The organism is Arthrobacter sp. YAF16 (assembly GCF_052113385.1).
Classification (GTDB): domain Bacteria; phylum Actinomycetota; class Actinomycetes; order Actinomycetales; family Micrococcaceae; genus Arthrobacter.
Genome location: NZ_JBFRDC010000004.1, coordinates 1 through 18,221, shown reverse-complemented (window position 1 = coordinate 18,221; position 18,221 = coordinate 1). Strand labels below are relative to the sequence as shown.

The window sequence follows — 18,221 nt, the reverse complement described above, 5'->3', positions numbered from 1 at the left end:
TGTCCCGGGGCGGTGGCGGCTGAATAACTGGGCAGGAGCGCGACGACGGGGCCCCGCGACGGGCCTGCGGCGGGGCCCTTACCGGGCGTAGCGCTCGACGAAGTTGCGCAGGATGGCCATCGGCTCGGTGACGTTGTGATGCCGGGCCTGGGCCATCAGCTCCTCGGCGGAGTCGGGTGGGAAGTAGCCGGCGTGGCGGTAGATGTCGATCCGCGTGGTGAGGCCGTCGGCGTCGAGCTCGGGGTGGAACTGGGTGGCGTAAAGGTTAGAGCGGATCCGGAACATCTGCACCGGGCAGGTCTCGGAACTGGCCAGCAGCACGGCCCCGCCGGGCAGCACAGTGCAGGCCTCCTTGTGGCCCACGAACGCCGTGAACCGCTCCGGCAGGCCGCGCAGAAGCGGGTCCTGCTGCCCGGCGGAAGTGATGCTGACGGTGACGCCGCCCAGGCCCTCGCCGTAGGTCCGGTCGATCACGGCGCCCTGGTGCAGTCCCAGGGTGCCGACGCCGTAGCAGGCGCCCAGGAACGGGAAGTCCTCGGCCACGATCCGGTCCAGTAAGGCGAACAGCTCGCGCTCCACCCGGTGCTGGACGTCGCTCTTATGCTCCGCGGGGTCGCTGGAGGTAAACGGGCTGCCGCCCACAATCACGCCGGAGTACTCGCTGAGCTCCAGCCGGGGCAGCGGGGCTGCCTCCATGCGGACCCGGTGCAGCTCGGTCTCGGCGAGCCCGGTGTAGCGCAGGTAGGCGAGGTATTCGTCGTCGGCGGCGGCGTCCTCGGCGCGGGAGGCGAGGAGCAGAAATGGCTTCACGTAACTAAGTCTGCCCCCGCCGCCGGCGATGCCGCTATTCGGCCGGCTCGCCGTCCTCGATCATGGCGATCACGGCGCCCGCGGAGACGGTCTCGCCGGCCGATGCGGAGAGCCCGATCACGATGCCGGCGCGGTGTGCGGTAAGCGGCTGTTCCATCTTCATGGCTTCGAGCACGACGACGAGGTCGCCTTCGGAAACCCGCTCGCCCTCGGCGACGGCCACCTTCACGATGGTGCCCTGCATCGGGGAGGTCAGGGCGTTGCCGCCGGCCGGCGCCGCCGTGCCGGCGCTCCGGGAGCGCTTCTTGGCTTTCGCCGGCTTGCCGCCACCGCCGCCGGAGATGGAGCCGAGGGACGCCGGGAGCACCACTTCGAGGCGCTTGCCGCCGACCTCGACGACGACGCGCTGGCGTTCGCCGGCGTCGGCTGCTTCAGCTGCGGTGCCGGTGGGAGTCCAGGCGGGGATGTCGTTGACGAAGGCGGTCTCGATCCAGCGGGTGTGGACCTTGAACGGGCCTTCGGCGGGGGCGAAGTCGGGGTCGCTGACGACGGCGAGGTCGAACGGGATGACGGTGGGGATGCCCTCGACCACCATTTCCTCGAGGGCGCGGCGGGAGCGCTGCAGGGCCTGGGCACGGGTGGCACCGGTGACGATCAGCTTGGAGAGCATCGAGTCGAAGTTGCCGCTGATGACGTCGCCCTGCTCCACGCCGGAGTCGATCCGAACGCCGGGACCGGTGGGATTCAACAGCTTGGTGATGGTGCCGGGGGCGGGCATGAAGTTCCGGCCCGGGTCCTCGCCGGTGATGCGGAATTCGATCGAGTGGCCGCGGACCTCGGGGTCACCGTAGCCGAGCTCCTCGCCGCGGGCCAGCCGGAACTGCTCGCGGACCAGGTCGATCCCGGTGACCTCCTCGGAGACGCAGTGCTCCACCTGGAGGCGGGTGTTGACCTCGAGGAAGGAGATGGTGCCGTCCTGGCCGACGAGGAACTCGCAGGTGCCGGCGCCGAGGTAGCCGGCTTCCTTGAGGATGGCCTTGGAGGAGTCGTAGAGCCGCTGGTTCTGCTCCTCGGTGAGGAACGGGGCGGGTGCCTCTTCCACCAGTTTCTGGTTGCGGCGCTGCAGAGAGCAGTCGCGGGTGGACACGACGACGACGTTGCCGTGGGCGTCGGCGAGGCACTGGGTCTCGACGTGGCGCGGGGCGTCCAGGAAGCGCTCGATGAAGCACTCGCCGCGGCCGAACGCTGCGGTGGCTTCGCGGACGGCGGATTCGAAAAGCTCGGGGATCTCCTCGCGGGTGCGGGCGACCTTGATGCCGCGTCCGCCGCCGCCGAAGGCTGCCTTGATGGCGACCGGCAGGCCGAACTTGTCGACGAATTCGAGGATTTCCTCGGCGGAATTCACCGGATCGGCGGTGCCGGGGACCTGCGGGGCGCCGACCTTCTCGGCGATGTGGCGGGCTTGGACCTTGTCGCCGAGGGCGGAGATGGCCTCGGGGGAGGGCCCGATCCAGGTGATGCCGGCGGCGATCACCTTCGAGGCAAACTCGGCGTTCTCGGCGAGGAAGCCGTAGCCGGGGTGGATGGCGTCGGCGCCGGAGCGCTGGGCCACCTCGATCAGCTTGTCCATCACCAGGTAGGACTCGGCGGCGGTGTTGCCGCCCAGGGCGTAAGCCTCGTCGGCGAGCTTGACGTGCAGGGCATCGCGGTCCGGATCCGCGTAGACGGCCACGGAGGCGATGCCTTCATCGCGTGCGGCGCGGATGATGCGCACGGCGATTTCGCCGCGGTTGGCGATCAGCACCTTGCTCAGGCGGTGGGTGCCCGGCGTGGTGGCTGCGGGCACTGACGTTGCGGACTGCTCCGAATTTGCTGACAAGGCGTCTCCTTCTTTCCTTCAGGGAGCCTAGCGCGGTTTTGTGGGTTCCGCCGATATTACTTGCGGATCCCGCGCGTAAACGGCCGATCCTTTGTGGGGTTCCTACAAGGTGGTGCGAAATGGCTCACTCGGCACGGACCGCGGAGGTGCCCCGGAGTTCACTCGGCGCGGATGTCGGCGGGGTCGGCGGCCCCTCCGGTCCAGAGTTCGGTGACATTCACTTTGGCCTGGCCCAGCAGGCTGCGCAGGGTGGAGATGGAGAGCCCGACGACGGTGTGCGGGTCGCCGTCGACCTTGCGGATAAAGGCCCCGCCGTAGCCGTCGATCGTGAAGGAGCCGGCGCACTGCAGCGGCTCGCCGGTGGCGATGTACGTGTCGATCTCGTCCTCGCTCATCTCCATGAAGTGCACCTCCGCGGAGGAGACAGCGCCCAGCGTCGCGCCGGTGCCGGTGCCGGCGTCGTCGTCGTCGTCGTCGTCCGAGGATTTCGTGTCCGTGTCGCGGCAGTCGACCAGCCAGTGGCCGGTGTGCAGCACGCCCATGCTGCCGCTCATCCGGAGCATCCGTTCCCTGGCGACGTCGGCGGTGTACGGCTTGCCGTGGGCCTCGCCCTCGAACTCGAAGACCGAGTCGCAGCCGATCACCAGGGCGCCGTCGGCCTCGGGCAGCGAGGCGACGGCCTCGGCCTTGGCGCGCGCCAGCAGCAGGGCGGTGTCGTGCGGGTCGGTCACACCGTAGCGGGCCTGCACGGCGTCCTCGTCGACGTCCGAGACGAGGACGTCGTGGGCGATGCCGGCGTTGCTGAGCAGCTTGGTGCGGGCGGGGGACTGGGAGGCAAGAATGAGGCGGGTCACGGCTCCAGCCTAGTTGACGGGCGGTACAGCAACGCGGGGTCACTTCGCGCCCATCCGGAGGGGATTTATAGGCGCGAAGTGACCCCGCGTTGCTTTGGTCGGTGCCGGCTAGCGCGCGGCGACTTCCTCGGGCTCGCCGGCGCCGGCAGCGTCGGTGTCGGCATCGGCGTCGGACGTCGGCTTGTGCAGCTTGGCGCCCTCGACGTCGACGTCCGGCAGGATGCGGTCCAGCCAGCGGGGGAGCCACCAGGCCTTGCGGCCGAGCAGGTACATCACGGCCGGGACGATCGTCATGCGCACCACGAACGCGTCCACCAGCACGCCGAAGGCCATCGCGAAGCCCAGCGGCCGCACCATGTTCAGGTGCGAGAAGATGAAGCCGGAGAACACGCTGACCATGATGATCGCGGCCGCGGTAACCACGGCGGCCGCGTGGCTGAAGCCGGAACGGACCGCGTGCTTGGCCGTTTCGCCGTGCATGTAGGACTCGCGCATGCCGGAGGCGATGAACACCTGGTAGTCCATGGCCAGGCCGAACAGCACGCCGATCAGGATGATGGGCAGGAAGCTCAGCACCGCGCCGGGGTTCTCGACGCCGAACACGGTTCCCAGCCAGCCCCACTGGTACACCGCGACGACGCCGCCGAACGCGGCCGCGAGCGAGAGCAGGAATCCGCCGGTGGCCAGGAGCGGCACCACGATGGACCGGAACACCAGCAGCAGCAGGATCAGCGAGAGCCCGACGACGATCGCCAGGTAGGGCGGCAGCGCGGCGCCGAGCTTGCTGGAGACGTCGACGTTGCCGGCGGTCTGGCCGGTGAGGCCGATGCCGACGCCGGTGGCGTCCTGGATCCGGCCCTTTTCGGCGCGCAGATCCGAGACCACCTCGACGGTGCTGGCGCTGGCCGGACCCTCCTTCGGCAGGATCTGGAAGACGGCGGTGCGGCGGTCCTCGCTCAGCGCCAGCGGCACCGCGGCGGCAACGTTGTCCGTCTTGCGCAGGATGTCCGCGACGTCGAACTGCTTGGCCTGCGCCTCGGCGGCACTGAGGCCCGCGGGGAAGTCGCCGACGACGATGATCGGCCCGGTCATGCCCTCGCCAAAGCTCCGCTTGGTGACGTCATAGGCCTTGAACGCCTGCGAGGCGACCGGCTCCGAACTGGCATCCGGCAGGGCGAGCCGGAGCTGGCTGGCGGGCAGAGCCACCACGCCCAGCAGGAGCACGCCGGCCACCAGGGCCAGCCAGGGGTGCCGGGTGACGACGCCGCCCCAGCCGTGGCTGCTGCGGTATTCATCCCTGGCACGGTCCTCGGTCTCGTGGCCCGGGGCGGCGTTGTGCCGCTCCGCCTTGGCCCAGGCCCGCTTGGAAATCAGTTTGCGGCCCACCAGGGACAGGACGGCCGGCGTCAAAGTCAGGGCGACGACGACGGCGACGGCCACCGTGGCGGCGGCGGAGAGACCCATGACGGCGAGGAACGGCAGCCCCGGCACCACGAGGGCAGCGAGGGCAATGATCACCGTGAGGCCGGCGAAGAGCACCGCGTTGCCGGAGGTACCGGTGGCCAGGGCCACGGACTCCTCGGGATCCATGCCCTTGAGCAGCTGGCCGCGGTGCCGGTTGACGATGAACAGGGAGTAGTCGATGCCGACGGCCAGGCCGAGCATGAGCGCCAGCATCGGGGAAATGGAGCTCATGTCGACGGCGCCGCTGAGCGCGAAGGTACCGCCGACGCCGACGGCCACGCCGACGATAGCCATCAGCAGCGGAAGGCCGGCGGCGACGAGGGTGCCGAGCATGATGATGAGCACCAAGGCGGCGACGGCGATGCCGATGATCTCCGCGGTGCCGAAAATCTCGGAGATGTCCTCGCTGATTTCCTTGCTGGGCAGGGCGGTCACGTTGGCGGCGGAGACCTCCTTGACGATGTCCTGGACTTCCTGCCGCACCTCCGGCTTGAGGCCGTTGATCGAGGTCTTGAACTGCACCTGGGCGATGGCGGCCTTGCCGTCCTCGGAGACAAAGCGCAGGCCGTTGGAGGCCTCAAGCTGGCGCTTGCCGAGCGCCAGCTTGGCGTTGCCGGCCTCGAGTTCCTTGGTGCCGGCGTCGAGCTTGGCCTGCCCGGCGGCGAGGGCGGCCTTCTGCTGGCCGAGCTGGGCCTCGACGGCCGCGGGCGGCAGCCCGGCGGCGGCCATCTGCTGCTCGGCGTCGGCCAGCTGGGCCTTGCCGGCGGCGAGCTCCGCAGCGGCCTTGTCCAGCTGGGCCCTGCCCGCCGCGGCCTTCTGCTCTCCGGCAGCAAGGTCCGTGACGGCCTTGTCCAGCTGGGCCTGGGTGGCGAACGGATCCACGGTCCCCTGGACGTCGGGGAGGGTCTTCAGCTTGGTCAGCGCGGCGGAGACCGCGTCCTTGCCGGCCTGGCCGAACTGCGCGTCGTTGGCTTCAAAAACGATGCTCGCGGAGCCGCCCGAGGAGGACGGGAGTTCCTCTTTGAGCTTGTCCGCCATCTGCTGGGTTTCGGTACCCGGGATCTGGAAGTTGTTGGACAGCGTGCCGTGAAGCGCCGCCGCGGCACCGCCGACGGCAACCATGACGGCAAGCCAGAGGGAGATGACGAGCCAGCGGTGGCGGTAGGAGAACTTGCCGAGTCGATAGAGCAAAAGAGCCATGTCAGGACCGATCTGGGGAAGGGGCGGCGGGTGGGGTGGCGGCCGGGACGGCTGCGGGGGAGGCAAATCCGGAGCCCAGCAGGCCCATGGAGTCGATCAGGAGTTGGCGCAGGGTGGAGAGCGAATCGGGGGTGAGTGAGCCGCCGCAGCGTGCGAACCAAACATCCATGGCGGCTTTGCCGCAGTAGATGACCGAGCCGGCGAGGGCGCGCAGGTACAGCTCGTCGATTTCGACGCCGGAGCCCCGGGCGAAGCGTTCGCGGGCGGCATCGATGATCTCGGCGGTGCAGTGGTCCCAGGCCTCCAGCTCGGACCGGTTGAGCTGCGGGTTGGACTGGCCCAGGCTGTAGAGCTCAGCCAGCGGAGCAATGGTCATCGGGTCGGCGAGTTCAACCAGGGCCGCCTGCGCTGATTCCAGGATCGGTTCGTCGGCCGGGCGCAGCCGGAACTGCTGGAGCGCGGTGTCCAGGAACCCGTGGGTTACCGAGGCGATGACCACTTCGGTGCTGCTGAAGTAGTTGAAGAAGGTCCGGCGGGAGATGCCGGCGGTTTCGGCGATGTCCTCCACCGTGAAGTTGCCCGGGCCCCTGGAACGGAGCAGGCCGAGCGCGGCATCCGTAATGGCCTGCCGGGTGGCGGCCTTGTTCAGCTCGCGCCGCGACGGCGGCGCCGCCCCGCCGTCGGGGTCGGAAAGGGGCGGAGTGGGCATGCACTTACACTATGTGCATGTTTGCACTCAGGGCAAGTTTCTGGGCTCAGCTCGTCAGCTGGACGGACTGGCCCGTTGCGCCGGGCTCGCCGGCGCCCAGCGGGATGGCAAACACCGCCGTGCCGTAGGCGCAGATCTCCGTCCAGTTGTTGGCCATGTGGGCCGTGTCGAACCGCATCGCCACGATCGCGTTGGCACCGCGCTGCGCGGCCTCCGCGACCATCCGCGCCATGACCTCCTGCCGGCTCTCGTAAAGCACCTGGGTCAGTTCGCGCAGCTCGCCGCCGGCCAGCGCACGTAATCCCGCCACGACCTGGGCGCCGACGTCCCGCGACCGCACGGTCAGTCCCATGACTTCGCCGAAGACGGCGTCAATCCGGTGGCCGGGGATGTCGTTCGAGGTGACGATCAGCATGACCTGAGCCTAGCCACTTTGCGCCCCGGGACAAGGGAAGGTTTTGGGGAACGGCACGGCCTGGAAGCATTCACAGGAAGATGAAAGGTTCTGGACAGCTCCCGCCGAAGCCCGCGGCACACACTGGAGTCACGTCTTGCGAAAGACCACTGACCGCAGAGCCGTCGCTGTACGGCATATCCAGGAGAGCGCACATGTCACGTACCAAGAGAATCACGCTCGGCATTTCGGCCGCCGCCCTGGCGCTGGGCGCCGGCGTCGGAGTCGCTGGGATGGCCTCCGCCACCACGACGCCGACCCCCACCCCCAGCTCCACCGCTTCCCCGGACGGAAGCAGCACAAAGGGTGACGGCATGGGAATGCGCGGCGGGCACGGCCCTGGCGGTGAACGCGGCGAACGCGGAGGCTTCGGCGGTGCGCGGGCATCCGAACTCGCGGCCAAGCTCGGCGTGGACGAAGCCAAGGTCACCGACGCGCTGAAAGCTTTCCGCGACGCCCACAAACCGACCGCCCGGCCGGCTGAAGGTACCCGGCCGGACAGGGCGGCCATGGAGGCGGAGCTGGCCAAGTCCCTCGCGTCCTCGTTGGGCATTGACGAGGCCAAGGTGACGGCGGCCCTGACGGAGCTCCGCACCGCCGAACAGGCGGAACGCGCCGCGGCGCTAAAGACCAGGCTGGACAAGGCTGTCAGCGACGGCACCCTGACCCAGGCCGAGGCCGACGCGGTCACCAAGGCCATCGAGAAGGGCGTTATCGGCGGAGGCGGCCACTAGGGCGCAGCAGCACCAGGACCATAAAAAAGTAGTCCCCGGGAGGAGAACCCCGGGGACTGCTTTCGTTGGGCGCTGGGCTTAGGCCTTGGCGCCGGCCAGTTCGCGTCCCTCGGCAGCCGGGACACCGCCGTCGGCGTCCACACGGGAGGCGTCCACAACATCGGCGTCCACGACGTCGTCGCTGAACGGGTCACCGTTGCGCGGGGCGTTGTAGAGCGACTCGTCCAGGATGCCCTGGCGCTTGGCCACGATGGTGGGGACCAGGGCCTGGCCTGCCACGTTGACCGCGGTGCGGCCCATGTCCAGGATCGGGTCGATCGCCAGCAGGAGGCCGACGCCGGCCAGCGGCAGTCCCAGCGTGGAGAGTGTCAGGGTCAGCATGACGACGGCGCCGGTGGTGCCGGCGGTCGCGGCGGAGCCCAGCACGGAGACGAGGGCGATCAGCAGGTACTGGGTGAAGTCCAGCTGGATGCCGAAGAACTGGGCCACGAAGATCGCGGATACAGCCGGGTAGATCGCGGCGCAGCCGTCCATCTTGGTGGTGGCGCCCAGCGGCACGGCGAAGGAGGCGTAGGCGCGGGGCACGCCCAGGGAGCGTTCGGTCACGCGCTGGGTCAGCGGCAGGGTCCCTACGGAGGAGCGGGAAACGAAGGCCAGCTGCACCGCGGGCCAGACGCCGGAGAAGTACTGCTTGATGGACAGGCCGTGGCTGCGGACCAGGACCGGGTACACCACGAACAGCACGAGGGCGAGGCCAACGTAGATGGCAAAGGTGAACTTGCCGAGCGAGCCGATGGTGTCCCAGCCGTAGACTGCCACGGCGTTGCCGATCAGGCCGACGGTGCCGAGCGGGGCGATCCGGATGATCCACCAGAGGACCTTCTGGATCACGGCGAGTGCGGAGGCGTTGAGGTTCAGGAACGGCTCGGCGGCCTTGCCCACCTTCAGGGCCGCGATGCCGACGGCGATCGCGATCACGAGGATCTGGAGGACATTGAAGCTCACGGCGGTGGTCGCGACGCCGTCCGTGACGGTGGTGCTCGCGCCGAGGCCCAGGAAGTTCTTCGGGAACAGCCCGGTCAGGAACGCCCACCAGTCACCGGACTTGCCGGCGTACTCGGCCTGCTTGGTGATGCCGGTGCCAGCGCCGGGCTGCAGCAGCACGCCCAGGCCGATGCCGATCAGCACCGCGATCAGCGAGGTGATCGCGAACCAGAGCAGCGTGTTCCAGGCCAGCCGGGCCGCGTTGGAGACGGCGCGCAGGTTGGAGATGGAGCTGACGACCGCGGTAAAGATGAGCGGCACGACGGCGGTCTGCAGCAGCGAGACGTAGCTCGAGCCGATGGTCTGCAGGGTGGCGCCGAGGGCGTTGGGGTTGGCCTTGGTGCTGCCTGTGTATTTCGCGAGCAGGCCAAGGCCCAGGCCCACGATCAGGGCGGCGATGATTTGGAAGCCGAATGAGCCGGCCCATTTGGGCAGCTTGAAACCGGGCTTGCCTGCGGTTGCGGGGGTGCTTGTCTGAGTGGTCACCTGAATACGCTAGGACCGGGCTGCATAACACGGCGAACAAACGTTGAGAAATGTTACGCGCCCCGAATTGAACGGCGCGCGCAAGAACCCCGCAAAGACGCCGGAAGACTGCCCGTTTGTGAAGTTATTCCGGCCCCAGGTGTGGCGATTGTCTCTCCATAGGCCCGGGGGAGCAGGCATCCGGCAGCGTGCGTCTAAGCGAGGAACGAGCGAGCACGCAGAGGATGGCTGCTCCCCCGGGACACCAGGCAGGGTGCCTGCAACAGGCCCGGCCTACCCCAGCAGCGCCCGCTTCAGCGTGTCCAACCCCACGGAGCCCATGTTGAGCGCCTTGGTGTGGAAGGCCTTGAGGTCGAAGCCCGGCCGGGATTCGAGCTCGGCGCGGATCTGCTCCCAGAGCCGCTGGCCCACCTTGTACGACGGCGCCTGCCCCGGCCAGCCGAGGTAACGGGTGAACTCGAACTTCAGCTGGCCCTCGCTGATCGCAAGGTTCTGCTTCAGGAACTCGTACCCCGTGTCCGGAGTCCAGGTGCCCGACCCCCAACGCTCGGGCACCTCCAACTCCAGGTGCACGCCGATGTCGAACACCACCCGGGCCGCCCGCATGCGCTGCATGTCCAGCATGCCCATGTGGTCGCCCGGATCCTTCAAATAGCCGAGCTCCTGCATCAGCTTCTCGGCGTACAGTGCCCAGCCTTCCCCGTGCCCGGAGGTCCAGCAGACGTTGCGCCGCCACTTGTTCAGCAGCTCCCGCCGGTAAGTGGCCGTGGCGACCTGCAGGTGGTGGCCCGGCACGCCCTCGTGGTAGACCGTGGTGGTCTCGGCCCAGGTGGTGAGGGTGTCCTCGCCCGGCGGCACGGACCACCACATCCGGCCCGGCCGGCTGAAGTCGTCCGAGGGGCCGGTGTAGTAGATGCCGCCTTCCTGGGTGGGGGCAATCTTGCACTCGAGCGTCTTCATGGCGTCCGGGATGTCGAAGTGCACGCCGGCGAGGTCGGCCACAGCCTTGTCGGAGAGCTCCTGCATCCAGGCCCGGAGGGCGTCGGTGCCCTTGAGCCGGCGGGCCGGATCGTTGTTCAGGATTTCCTTGGCCTCTTCGACCGTGGCGCCGGGCCGGATCTCGTTGGCCACGCGCTCCTGTTCGGCGATCAGGCGGTCGAGTTCCTGGACACCCCAGGCGTAGGTCTCCTCAAGGTCCACCGTGGCGCCGAGGAAGGAGCGGGAGGCCAGGGCATAGCGTTCGCGGCCCACGGCGTCCTTTTCCGGGGCGGCCGGCAGCAGTTCGGATTCCAGGAAGCCGGCCAGCCGGGCATAGGCCGCGCGGGCGGCGGCAGCTCCGGCGTCGAGCTTGGACTGCACGTCTTCGGGCAGCGGACCCTCGGCGGTCTTTGCCTCGGCGGCCAGCTTGGCGAAGAAGCCGTCGTCCGCGGCGTGCTTGGTGGTCTGTTCGATCACGATCCGGACCTGGCGGGCGGCGGAGACCCGGCCGGCGTCCCGGGCCGTGCGCAGCGACACGATGTAACCGTCCAGGGCAGCGGGGACATTGTGCGCGCGGCCGGCGATGTGCTCCCACTGCGCGGCGGTGTCCATCGGCATCAGGTCGAAGATCGCGCGGATCTCCTGGGCCGGGGAGGCGATGTTGTTCAGCTCGGCCAGGTCCCAGCCGGAGTCGTGGATCTCCAGCTGCAGGCCGAGGCGCTCGCGCATCGCGTCCAGGGTGACGGCGTCGACGTCGTCAGCGGGCTCCAGCCCGTCCAGCGCGGCGAGGGCCTCGCGGGCCGCGGCAGCGAACTCCTCATGGCCGGCGGGGGAGAAGTCCGGGTACTCGGTTTCGTGGCCGGGCAGGCCCAGCTCGGTGGCGAAGCTCGGGTTGAGCCGGATCAGGGTGTCCGTGAAGGCGTCAGCGACGGCGTCGATCGCGGTCTGCGGGCGTGCCGGAACCGGATTGTCGGGCGTGGTGTTCTGAGTTGTTTGGGTAGTCACCCGAACGAGACTAGCCGGGCCGCGCCAGTTATGAAAGGGTTACTGAACTTTTCTTAGCCGCGGCTGCGCTTCCACGAGCCCGGGCCCGGCTTCGGCGCCAGTTGCAGCTGCTGCCGCCGGATCCAGTGCCGCACGCCCGGCTTCTCCGCAGCGGCCGTCTCGCCGCTGCCCAGGGAAAGGACGACTGCGGTCAGCGCCGCGAGTTCTTCGGCCGTCGGCTCGCCCTTCACGACGGCGAGCGCCGGCTGCGCCGCCGGCGTGGTGGCTTCCGGCTCGGTGCCCGGTTCGATCGAGGGCGTCACAGCGGGATGTTCCCGTGCTTCTTGGCGGGCAGGCTGGCACGCTTGTCCCGCAGCGCGCGCAGGCCCTTGATGATCTGCAGCCGCGTCTCGGACGGGGCGATCACCGCGTCCACGTAGCCCAGCTGGGCGGCCTGGTACGGGTTGAGCAGCTCCTCCTCGTACTGCCGGATGACCTCGGCGCGCTTGGCCTCGACGTCGCCGCCGGCCTCCGCAACCGCGGCGAGCTCGCGGCGGTACAGGATGTTGACCGCGCCCTGGGCGCCCATCACGCCGATCTGCGCGGTGGGCCAGGCCAGGTTGAGGTCGGCGCCGAGCTTCTTGGAGCCCATCACGATGTACGCGCCGCCGTAGGCCTTGCGGGTGATCACGGTCAGCTTCGGCACGGTGGCCTCGGCGTAGGCGTAGAGCAGTTTCGCGCCGCGGCGGATGATGCCCTGGAACTCCTGGTCCTTGCCCGGCAGGAAGCCCGGCACGTCCACCAGCGTGATGATGGGGATGTTGAAGGCGTCGCAGTGCCGGACAAAGCGGGCGGCCTTCTCCGAGGCTGCGATGTCCAGGGTGCCGGCGAACTGCATCGGCTGGTTGGCCACGATGCCCACAGTGTGGCCCTCGACCCGGCCGTAGCCGATGATCACGTTCGGCGCGTAGAGCGACTGCATCTCCAGGAAATGCGCGTCGTCGACGATCTGTTCGATCACCTTGCGCATGTCGTACGGCTGGTTGGCCGAGTCCGGGATGAGCACATCGAGGGCCAGGTCGTCGTCGTCGAGCTCCGGCTGCTGGCTGTGCTCCAGCACCGGGGCTTCGGCGAGGTTGTTTGAGGGCAGGAAGTCCAGCAGTTCGCGGACGAACTCGACGGCGTCCGCCTCGTCGGCGGCGAGGTAGGTGGAGGTGCCGGTGTTGGCGTTGTGCTGCCGCGCCCCGCCGAGGGTCTCCATGTCGACGTCTTCGCCGGTGACGGTCTTGATCACGTCCGGGCCGGTGATGAACATGTGCGAGGTCTTGTCCACCATGACGACGTAGTCGGTCAGGGCGGGGGAGTAGGCCGCGCCGCCGGCGGAGGGGCCCATGATGAGCGAAATCTGCGGCACGACGCCGGAGGCGTGGACGTTGTTGCGGAAGATGTCCGCGAACATGGCCAGCGAGGCGACGCCTTCCTGGATGCGGGCGCCGCCGCCGTCGAGGATGCCGACCACGGGGCAGCCGTTGCGCAGCGCGAACTCCTGGACCTTGACGATCTTCTCGCCGTTGACCTGGCTCAGTGAACCGCCGTAGACGGAGAAGTCCTGGCTGTAGACGGCCACGGGCCGGCCGTCCACGGTGCCGTAACCGGAGACCAGGCCGTCGCCCAGCGGCTTCTTCTTCTCCATGCCGAACGCCGTGGAGCGGTGCACGGCGAGGGCGTCGAACTCGACGAAGGACCCGGCGTCGAGCAGCAGGTCGATGCGCTCGCGGGCGGTGTTCTTGCCGCGCGCGTGCTGTTTCTCGATCGCTTCCGGGCCGGAGGGCTGCTCGGCACGGGCCTGGCGGTCGCGGAAATCGGCAATCTTTCCCGCGGTCGTGGTCAGATCGTGGCTCATCAAGTGTCTCCGGCTCTGTTGTTCGCTGCTGTTCATCGTTACGGCTGTCGCAGGCCTGTGCGGTGGCGCTTAAGTGGATTCCACACAAAAACATGGCCGTGCTGGCAAGTCTAGTGACGGTATTCGTCCGCGCCGCTGTAGAAAACCTACAATTTTCACCCCAAGCTTCACCGCCGGCTGCTGCGCTCCAGCCCAGTTGCCCCCGGCCGCACCGGGGCTGGACCCCGGAATTCCGCGGGTGCGGGCCATATTTCCGCGTCCGCGCGGGCAATAACCGGGCGGGAACGTCATGACCGTCCCGCGAAAAGGTATGTTACTGGTGAGTAACATCGGCTAAGGTGGGGCTATGACTTCAAGCAACGACGCTTCGGCCGTCTCCCCGGAACCCCGCCAGCCGGAGCCGTACCAGGCCTCGGGTACCCTGGCGGGCCGCACCATCCTGATGTCCGGCGGCAGCCGCGGCATCGGCCTGGCGATCGCCCTCCGTGCGGCCCGGGACGGCGCCAATATCGTGCTGCTGGCCAAGACCGGCCAGCCGCACGCCAAACTCGAGGGCACCGTCTACTCGGCCGCCGAGCAGATCGAGGAGGCCGGGGGACAGGCGCTGCCGCTGGTCGGCGATGTGCGCAACGACGCCGACGTCGCCGGCGCGGTTGCCGCCGCCGTCGAACGCTTCGGCGGGATCGACATTGTGGTCAACAATGCCTCGGCGATCGACCTCTCCAAGACCGACGCCGTGGACATGAAGCGCTATGACCTCATGCAGGACATCAACGTCCGCGGCACCTTCCTGCTCAGCAAGCTCGCCCTGCCGGCGCTCCGCGAATCCACGGCCGGGCAGATCCTCACGCTCTCGCCGCCGCTGAACCTGGACCCCAAGTGGGCCGGCATGCACCTTGCCTACACCATGGCCAAGTACGGCATGAGCCTGACCACGCTGGGCCTGGCCGAGGAACTCAAGGTGGACGGCATCAGCGTGAACTCGCTCTGGCCCTGCACCCTGATCGACACCGCCGCGATCCGCAACATGCCCGGCGGCGAGCAGATCGTCCGCGGTGCGCGCGGCCCGCAGATCATGGCCGACGCCGCCCACGCCGTGCTGACCGCCAGCAATGCCATCCCGGCATCCGGCAGCTGGAGCGGAAATTTCTACACCGACGAAGAGGTGCTGGCCGCAGCCGGCGTCACGGACTTCGCGCCGTACAGCCTGGGCGCGCCGGAAGACCGGCTGGTTCCTGACATTTTCCTCTGAGTTTCCGGCCGCTTTTCGCCGTTCCGGGGCGGTGCGGGCCGCCGAAACTCCCCACCTTTGCGGGTTCGACGCCGGAATGCCGCGGCGTGTCAGTGCAACGCGCCGGCGGCGGCGTCCAAACGTGGGGACGTTCCGCGGTGACCGGGCCGCAGCCGGCGGAACGGTAACTCGGTAGGATTCAAGCATGCAAGCCGCGCAGGAGACACCGGACCGTCCACCCCTGGACCAGGGCGCCCTCAGCGACGCCGCGTTCCTCTCGGCCAACGGCATCCCGCAACTGACCGTAGTGGAGTCCACCGGCTCCACCAACGCGGACCTGCTGCGCGGCGTGAGCGTGGATCCCGGTGCCTGGCCGGACCTGTCCGTGCTCACTGCTGAGTACCAGAGCGCCGCCCGCGGCCGCCTGGACCGGCACTGGGAAGCCCCGGCCCGCAGTTCCGTTTCGGTCTCGATCGTGCTCCGGCCGGTCAACGCCGAGGGCCGCCCGCTGCCCACCCAGAGCTACTCCTGGCTTTCGCTGCTTGCCGCGCTCGCGCTGCGGGAGGCCCTGCTGGAAACCGCCGGCATCCCGGCCGAACTCAAATGGCCCAACGACGTCCTGGTCCGCGGCCAGAAGATCGCCGGCATCCTCGCACAGCTGGGCCCCATGGGCGACGGCGCCGTTCCCCCCGTGGTGCTCGGGACCGGGCTGAACGTCAGTCTCACCGAGGCCGAACTTCCGGTGCCCACGGCCACCTCGGTGCTGCTGGAACACCCGACGACGGTGGACCGGACGGCACTGCTGAAAAGCTACCTCTCCCGCTTCGCCACGCTCTACCGCAGCTTCTGCAACGCCGACGGCGACCCCGCCGCGGGAATGGCTGGCGGTCCTTCGCTGCACAAGCGGGTGGAGCACGTGCTGACCACCCTCGGCAAGCAGGTCCGGGCCCAGCTTCCCGGCGACCACGAGATCATCGGCCACGCCAACAGGCTGGACGACTACGGATCCCTGCTGGTGGTCGATGCGGCCGGGCACGAGCACGTGGTGACCGCCGGCGACGTCGTGCACCTGCGTCCCTGGACCCCTCCCGGCGAGGCCGGCGGCGAAAGCGGCTATGCGTAAGGAGCTCCTCCCGGGCGAGCAAGTGATTGTCGTTACCCGCCCCCAGCCGCGGACACTGATCGTCCCGGGCCTGCTGTTCATCCTGGTCTCCGCCCTCACCGCCTATGCCTGCGCCTGGATTGTGAAGGGCGGGCCGGCCAAACTCGTCCCGCTCGTCACTCCCGACTGGACGCCGTGGCTGATCGGCGGCTGCCTGGCGCTGGCGGCCTGGGTGCTGGTGGGCTACTGCCTCCCCAGGGTGGTGACCTGGCACGCCAGCCGCTACACCCTGACCAGCCGGCGCCTGGTTGCCCGATACGGCATGTTGCGGCGGCGCGACCAGCAGGTTCCGCTGGCCGCGGTCCGTAATGTGTTCATCGAACAGACGCTGCTCCAACGGACCCTGCGCTCGGGGAATATATCCTTGGATACCGGGTACCCCTCCAGCACGGTGATTCCGGACGTCCCCGAAGTCATGACGTTCCGGAACTTCATTCTCGACGCGTTAGACGAACTTCCGGAGGACGAACTGCTTGAGGCCGACGACACGATGCACGATCCCGGCGAATGGCCCATGGACTTGAGAGAAGGTGGAAGAGATGAACGCTGAGAACGTGCACCCCGACACCGGACTCCTGGCCGCCGAACCCTCGGACGTGCCCGAAGCGGTACTCGAAGCGTCCTCCCTCGAAGCCGCCGTGCTGGACTCCCTCGCAACTTCCGACGCGGATGACCCGGCCGACTTCGACACCGACGCCGGCTCCGACGCCACTGACCCCGCCGACGGTGCTGCTGACCCCGCCACCGGTGCTGCTGACCCCGCCACCGACGACAACGCTGATACCGACGACGACGCCGCCGCCGCCGGCCCGGCTGCCGCCGAAGAGCCGCCTGCCACCCCTCCCACCGGCACCATGTCCGCGGAACGCCTCGCCACCAAGGCCCTCGAGCAGCGGCTGCTGGGCGGCGAACGCAAGCTGCGCCGCCGCGAGGTGGCTGCCGGTGCAGGGCTGTCCCTGCTGTCCGCCCGGAAACTCTGGCGCGCCCTCGGGTTCCCCAACCTCGGCGACGACGACGTGGCGTTCACGGAACGGGACCAGTCCGCGCTGAGCACAATTGTGGACCTGGTCCGCGCCGGCAAGCTCACCGAGGAAGCGGCCATCTCCGTCACCCGCGCCATCGGCCAGATGACGGACCGCATGGTGGTCTGGCAGATCGAGGCCCTGGTGGAGGACATGGTCCACCAGCAGGGGGTCACCGACGCCGTGGCCCGCAAGCGGTTGGTCAGCGAACTGCCCTCGCTCGTGGACGCACTCGAGGAAATGCTGGTCTACTCCTGGCGCCGCCAGCTCAACGCCGGGGTGCAGCGCCTGGCCGTGCGCGCCGAGGCCGGCCTGGCCTCAAGCGAGGAAGGCCGCGAAGGGGACGAGGACGACGCCCCGCTGCCGCTCGCCCGCGCCGTCGGCTTCGCGGACCTGGTCTCCTATACCAGCCTGTCCCGCCGGATGAACGAAAAGACGCTTGCCCAGCTGGTGCAGCGCTTTGAGAACAAGTGCGCGGAAATCATTTCCGTCGGCGGCGGACGCCTCGTGAAGACGGTCGGCGATGAAGTCCTCTACATTGCCGAAACCCCTGCTGCCGGGGCCGAGATCTCGCTGGCCCTCTCGCAGGCCTTCAACGAGGACGAGATCCTGCCGCAGGCGCGCGTGGCCATGGTGTGGGGCCGCATCCTCTCCCGGCTGGGTGACATCTACGGGCCCACCGTGAACCTGGCCGCCCGCCTCACGGCGCTGGCCGATCCGGGCACCGTGCTGGTGGACTCCATGACCGCGGCGGCGCTGGAACACGACGAACGCTTCGTACTGCTTCCCCGCGACGCCGAGAACGTGCGCGGCTTCGGCGAAATCCACCCCGTGGAGCTGCAACGGGGCAGCGGGAGGGGCCTGGTCCTGGATTAGGCGGCCAGGCAAAGACCCTGAACGCCCGCAATAGCGGCGCGCAGGTTTCTCTATTCGATGGTCAATATGTCATAGTCGTGGATATCCGACCACGCCAAGGCACTTCACTGCGTCCAGCGGGCGTGACACTGGGGGACAGCAGGAAATGAAAAACATCCTCGATACCGTGCGGGCAAAAACACGCCCCGGCGTCCGCCCTGCCCGAACCAAAACCGCATCCGCAGCCCGGACAAAACACCGCAAAAACTACCTGACCGCAACCGGCCTTGTGGCTGCTGCTGCGGTGTTGGTGACGGGGGCCATCATCTATCCGGGGTTTAAGACTGCTGAGGTGGAGTTGAACGATGGTGGTGTGTGGGTGGTGTCGAAGGCGAAGAATGCGGTGGGGCGGTTGAATTATCCGTCGCGGGTGTTGGATGGTGCGGTGACGC

16 protein-coding genes are annotated in these 18,221 nt (G+C 68.7%); 6 read left to right on the top strand and 10 right to left on the bottom strand.

Going from position 1 to position 18,221, the window contains the following annotated elements; genetic code table 11:
• Positions 1-78: 78 nt before the first annotated feature.
• The 6 genes from AB4Y91_RS10430 to AB4Y91_RS10405 all read right to left on the bottom strand — a co-directional run bounded on the left by AB4Y91_RS10430 (position 79) and on the right by AB4Y91_RS10405 (position 7,331).
• On the bottom strand, positions 79-810 hold the full coding sequence (locus tag AB4Y91_RS10430) for a glutamine amidotransferase (RefSeq protein ID WP_441418413.1): 732 nt from the start codon (positions 808-810) through the stop codon (positions 79-81).
• A 34-nt stretch (positions 811-844) separates the two neighbouring features.
• Entirely contained in the window at positions 845-2,656 is a 1,812-nt protein-coding gene (locus tag AB4Y91_RS10425; RefSeq protein ID WP_441418560.1) for an acetyl/propionyl/methylcrotonyl-CoA carboxylase subunit alpha, read from the bottom strand.
• A gap of 191 nt (positions 2,657-2,847) precedes the next feature.
• Positions 2,848-3,543: a Maf family protein gene (locus tag AB4Y91_RS10420; RefSeq protein WP_441418412.1), complete on the bottom strand. Its 696-nt coding sequence runs from the start codon at positions 3,541-3,543 to the stop codon at positions 2,848-2,850.
• 108 nt (positions 3,544-3,651) lie between these two features.
• The gene (locus tag AB4Y91_RS10415) at positions 3,652-6,207 is read right to left on the bottom strand and encodes an MMPL family transporter (RefSeq protein ID WP_441418411.1); all 2,556 of its coding nucleotides are present in this window, start codon (positions 6,205-6,207) and stop codon (positions 3,652-3,654) included.
• Between the two features lies 1 nt (position 6,208).
• A complete protein-coding gene (locus AB4Y91_RS10410; protein ID WP_441418410.1) occupies positions 6,209-6,916 on the bottom strand; it encodes a TetR/AcrR family transcriptional regulator in 708 nt (235 codons plus the stop codon).
• 46 nt (positions 6,917-6,962) lie between these two features.
• Entirely contained in the window at positions 6,963-7,331 is a 369-nt protein-coding gene (locus AB4Y91_RS10405) for a YbjQ family protein (protein ID WP_441418409.1), read from the bottom strand.
• A 194-nt stretch (positions 7,332-7,525) separates the two neighbouring features.
• On the opposite strand from AB4Y91_RS10405, the gene AB4Y91_RS10400 reads away from it, so the two are divergent.
• Positions 7,526-8,104 carry a hypothetical protein gene (locus AB4Y91_RS10400; RefSeq protein WP_441418408.1) on the top strand — a complete coding sequence of 193 codons (579 nt, stop codon included), beginning with the start codon at positions 7,526-7,528 and terminating at the stop codon, positions 8,102-8,104.
• Between the two features lie 78 nt (positions 8,105-8,182).
• Here the strand turns inward: AB4Y91_RS10400 and AB4Y91_RS10395 are convergent, their stop codons facing one another.
• The 4 genes from AB4Y91_RS10395 to AB4Y91_RS10380 all read right to left on the bottom strand — a co-directional run bounded on the left by AB4Y91_RS10395 (position 8,183) and on the right by AB4Y91_RS10380 (position 13,499).
• Positions 8,183-9,634: a dicarboxylate/amino acid:cation symporter gene (locus AB4Y91_RS10395; RefSeq protein ID WP_441418407.1), complete on the bottom strand. Its 1,452-nt coding sequence runs from the start codon at positions 9,632-9,634 to the stop codon at positions 8,183-8,185.
• A 273-nt stretch (positions 9,635-9,907) separates the two neighbouring features.
• Positions 9,908-11,617, bottom strand: a complete 1,710-nt coding sequence (locus tag AB4Y91_RS10390) for a DUF885 domain-containing protein (protein ID WP_441418406.1) — start codon at positions 11,615-11,617, stop codon at positions 9,908-9,910.
• A 53-nt stretch (positions 11,618-11,670) separates the two neighbouring features.
• The gene (locus AB4Y91_RS10385) at positions 11,671-11,919 is read right to left on the bottom strand and encodes an acyl-CoA carboxylase subunit epsilon (protein ID WP_441418405.1); all 249 of its coding nucleotides are present in this window, start codon (positions 11,917-11,919) and stop codon (positions 11,671-11,673) included.
• Positions 11,916-13,499, bottom strand: a complete 1,584-nt coding sequence (locus AB4Y91_RS10380) for an acyl-CoA carboxylase subunit beta (protein ID WP_441418404.1) — start codon at positions 13,497-13,499, stop codon at positions 11,916-11,918. The genes AB4Y91_RS10385 and AB4Y91_RS10380 overlap by 4 nt, the downstream gene beginning before the upstream one ends.
• Before the next feature lie 346 nt (positions 13,500-13,845).
• On the opposite strand from AB4Y91_RS10380, the gene AB4Y91_RS10375 reads away from it, so the two are divergent.
• From AB4Y91_RS10375 to AB4Y91_RS10355, 5 genes are all read left to right on the top strand, one after another.
• Positions 13,846-14,751 carry an SDR family oxidoreductase gene (locus AB4Y91_RS10375; protein WP_441418403.1) on the top strand — a complete coding sequence of 302 codons (906 nt, stop codon included), beginning with the start codon at positions 13,846-13,848 and terminating at the stop codon, positions 14,749-14,751.
• A 184-nt stretch (positions 14,752-14,935) separates the two neighbouring features.
• Positions 14,936-15,853 carry a biotin--[acetyl-CoA-carboxylase] ligase gene (locus AB4Y91_RS10370; RefSeq protein WP_441418402.1) on the top strand — a complete coding sequence of 306 codons (918 nt, stop codon included), beginning with the start codon at positions 14,936-14,938 and terminating at the stop codon, positions 15,851-15,853.
• The gene (locus AB4Y91_RS10365; protein ID WP_441418401.1) at positions 15,846-16,442 is read left to right on the top strand and encodes a PH domain-containing protein; all 597 of its coding nucleotides are present in this window, start codon (positions 15,846-15,848) and stop codon (positions 16,440-16,442) included. The genes AB4Y91_RS10370 and AB4Y91_RS10365 overlap by 8 nt, the downstream gene beginning before the upstream one ends.
• Positions 16,432-17,790, top strand: coding sequence for an adenylate/guanylate cyclase domain-containing protein (locus tag AB4Y91_RS10360; protein WP_441418400.1), 1,359 nt, complete (start codon positions 16,432-16,434; stop codon positions 17,788-17,790). Before AB4Y91_RS10365 ends, AB4Y91_RS10360 begins: the two co-directional genes overlap by 11 nt.
• A 145-nt stretch (positions 17,791-17,935) precedes the next feature.
• A partial coding sequence (locus AB4Y91_RS10355) for a hypothetical protein (protein WP_441418399.1) occupies positions 17,936-18,221 on the top strand: 286 nt, incomplete at its 3' end.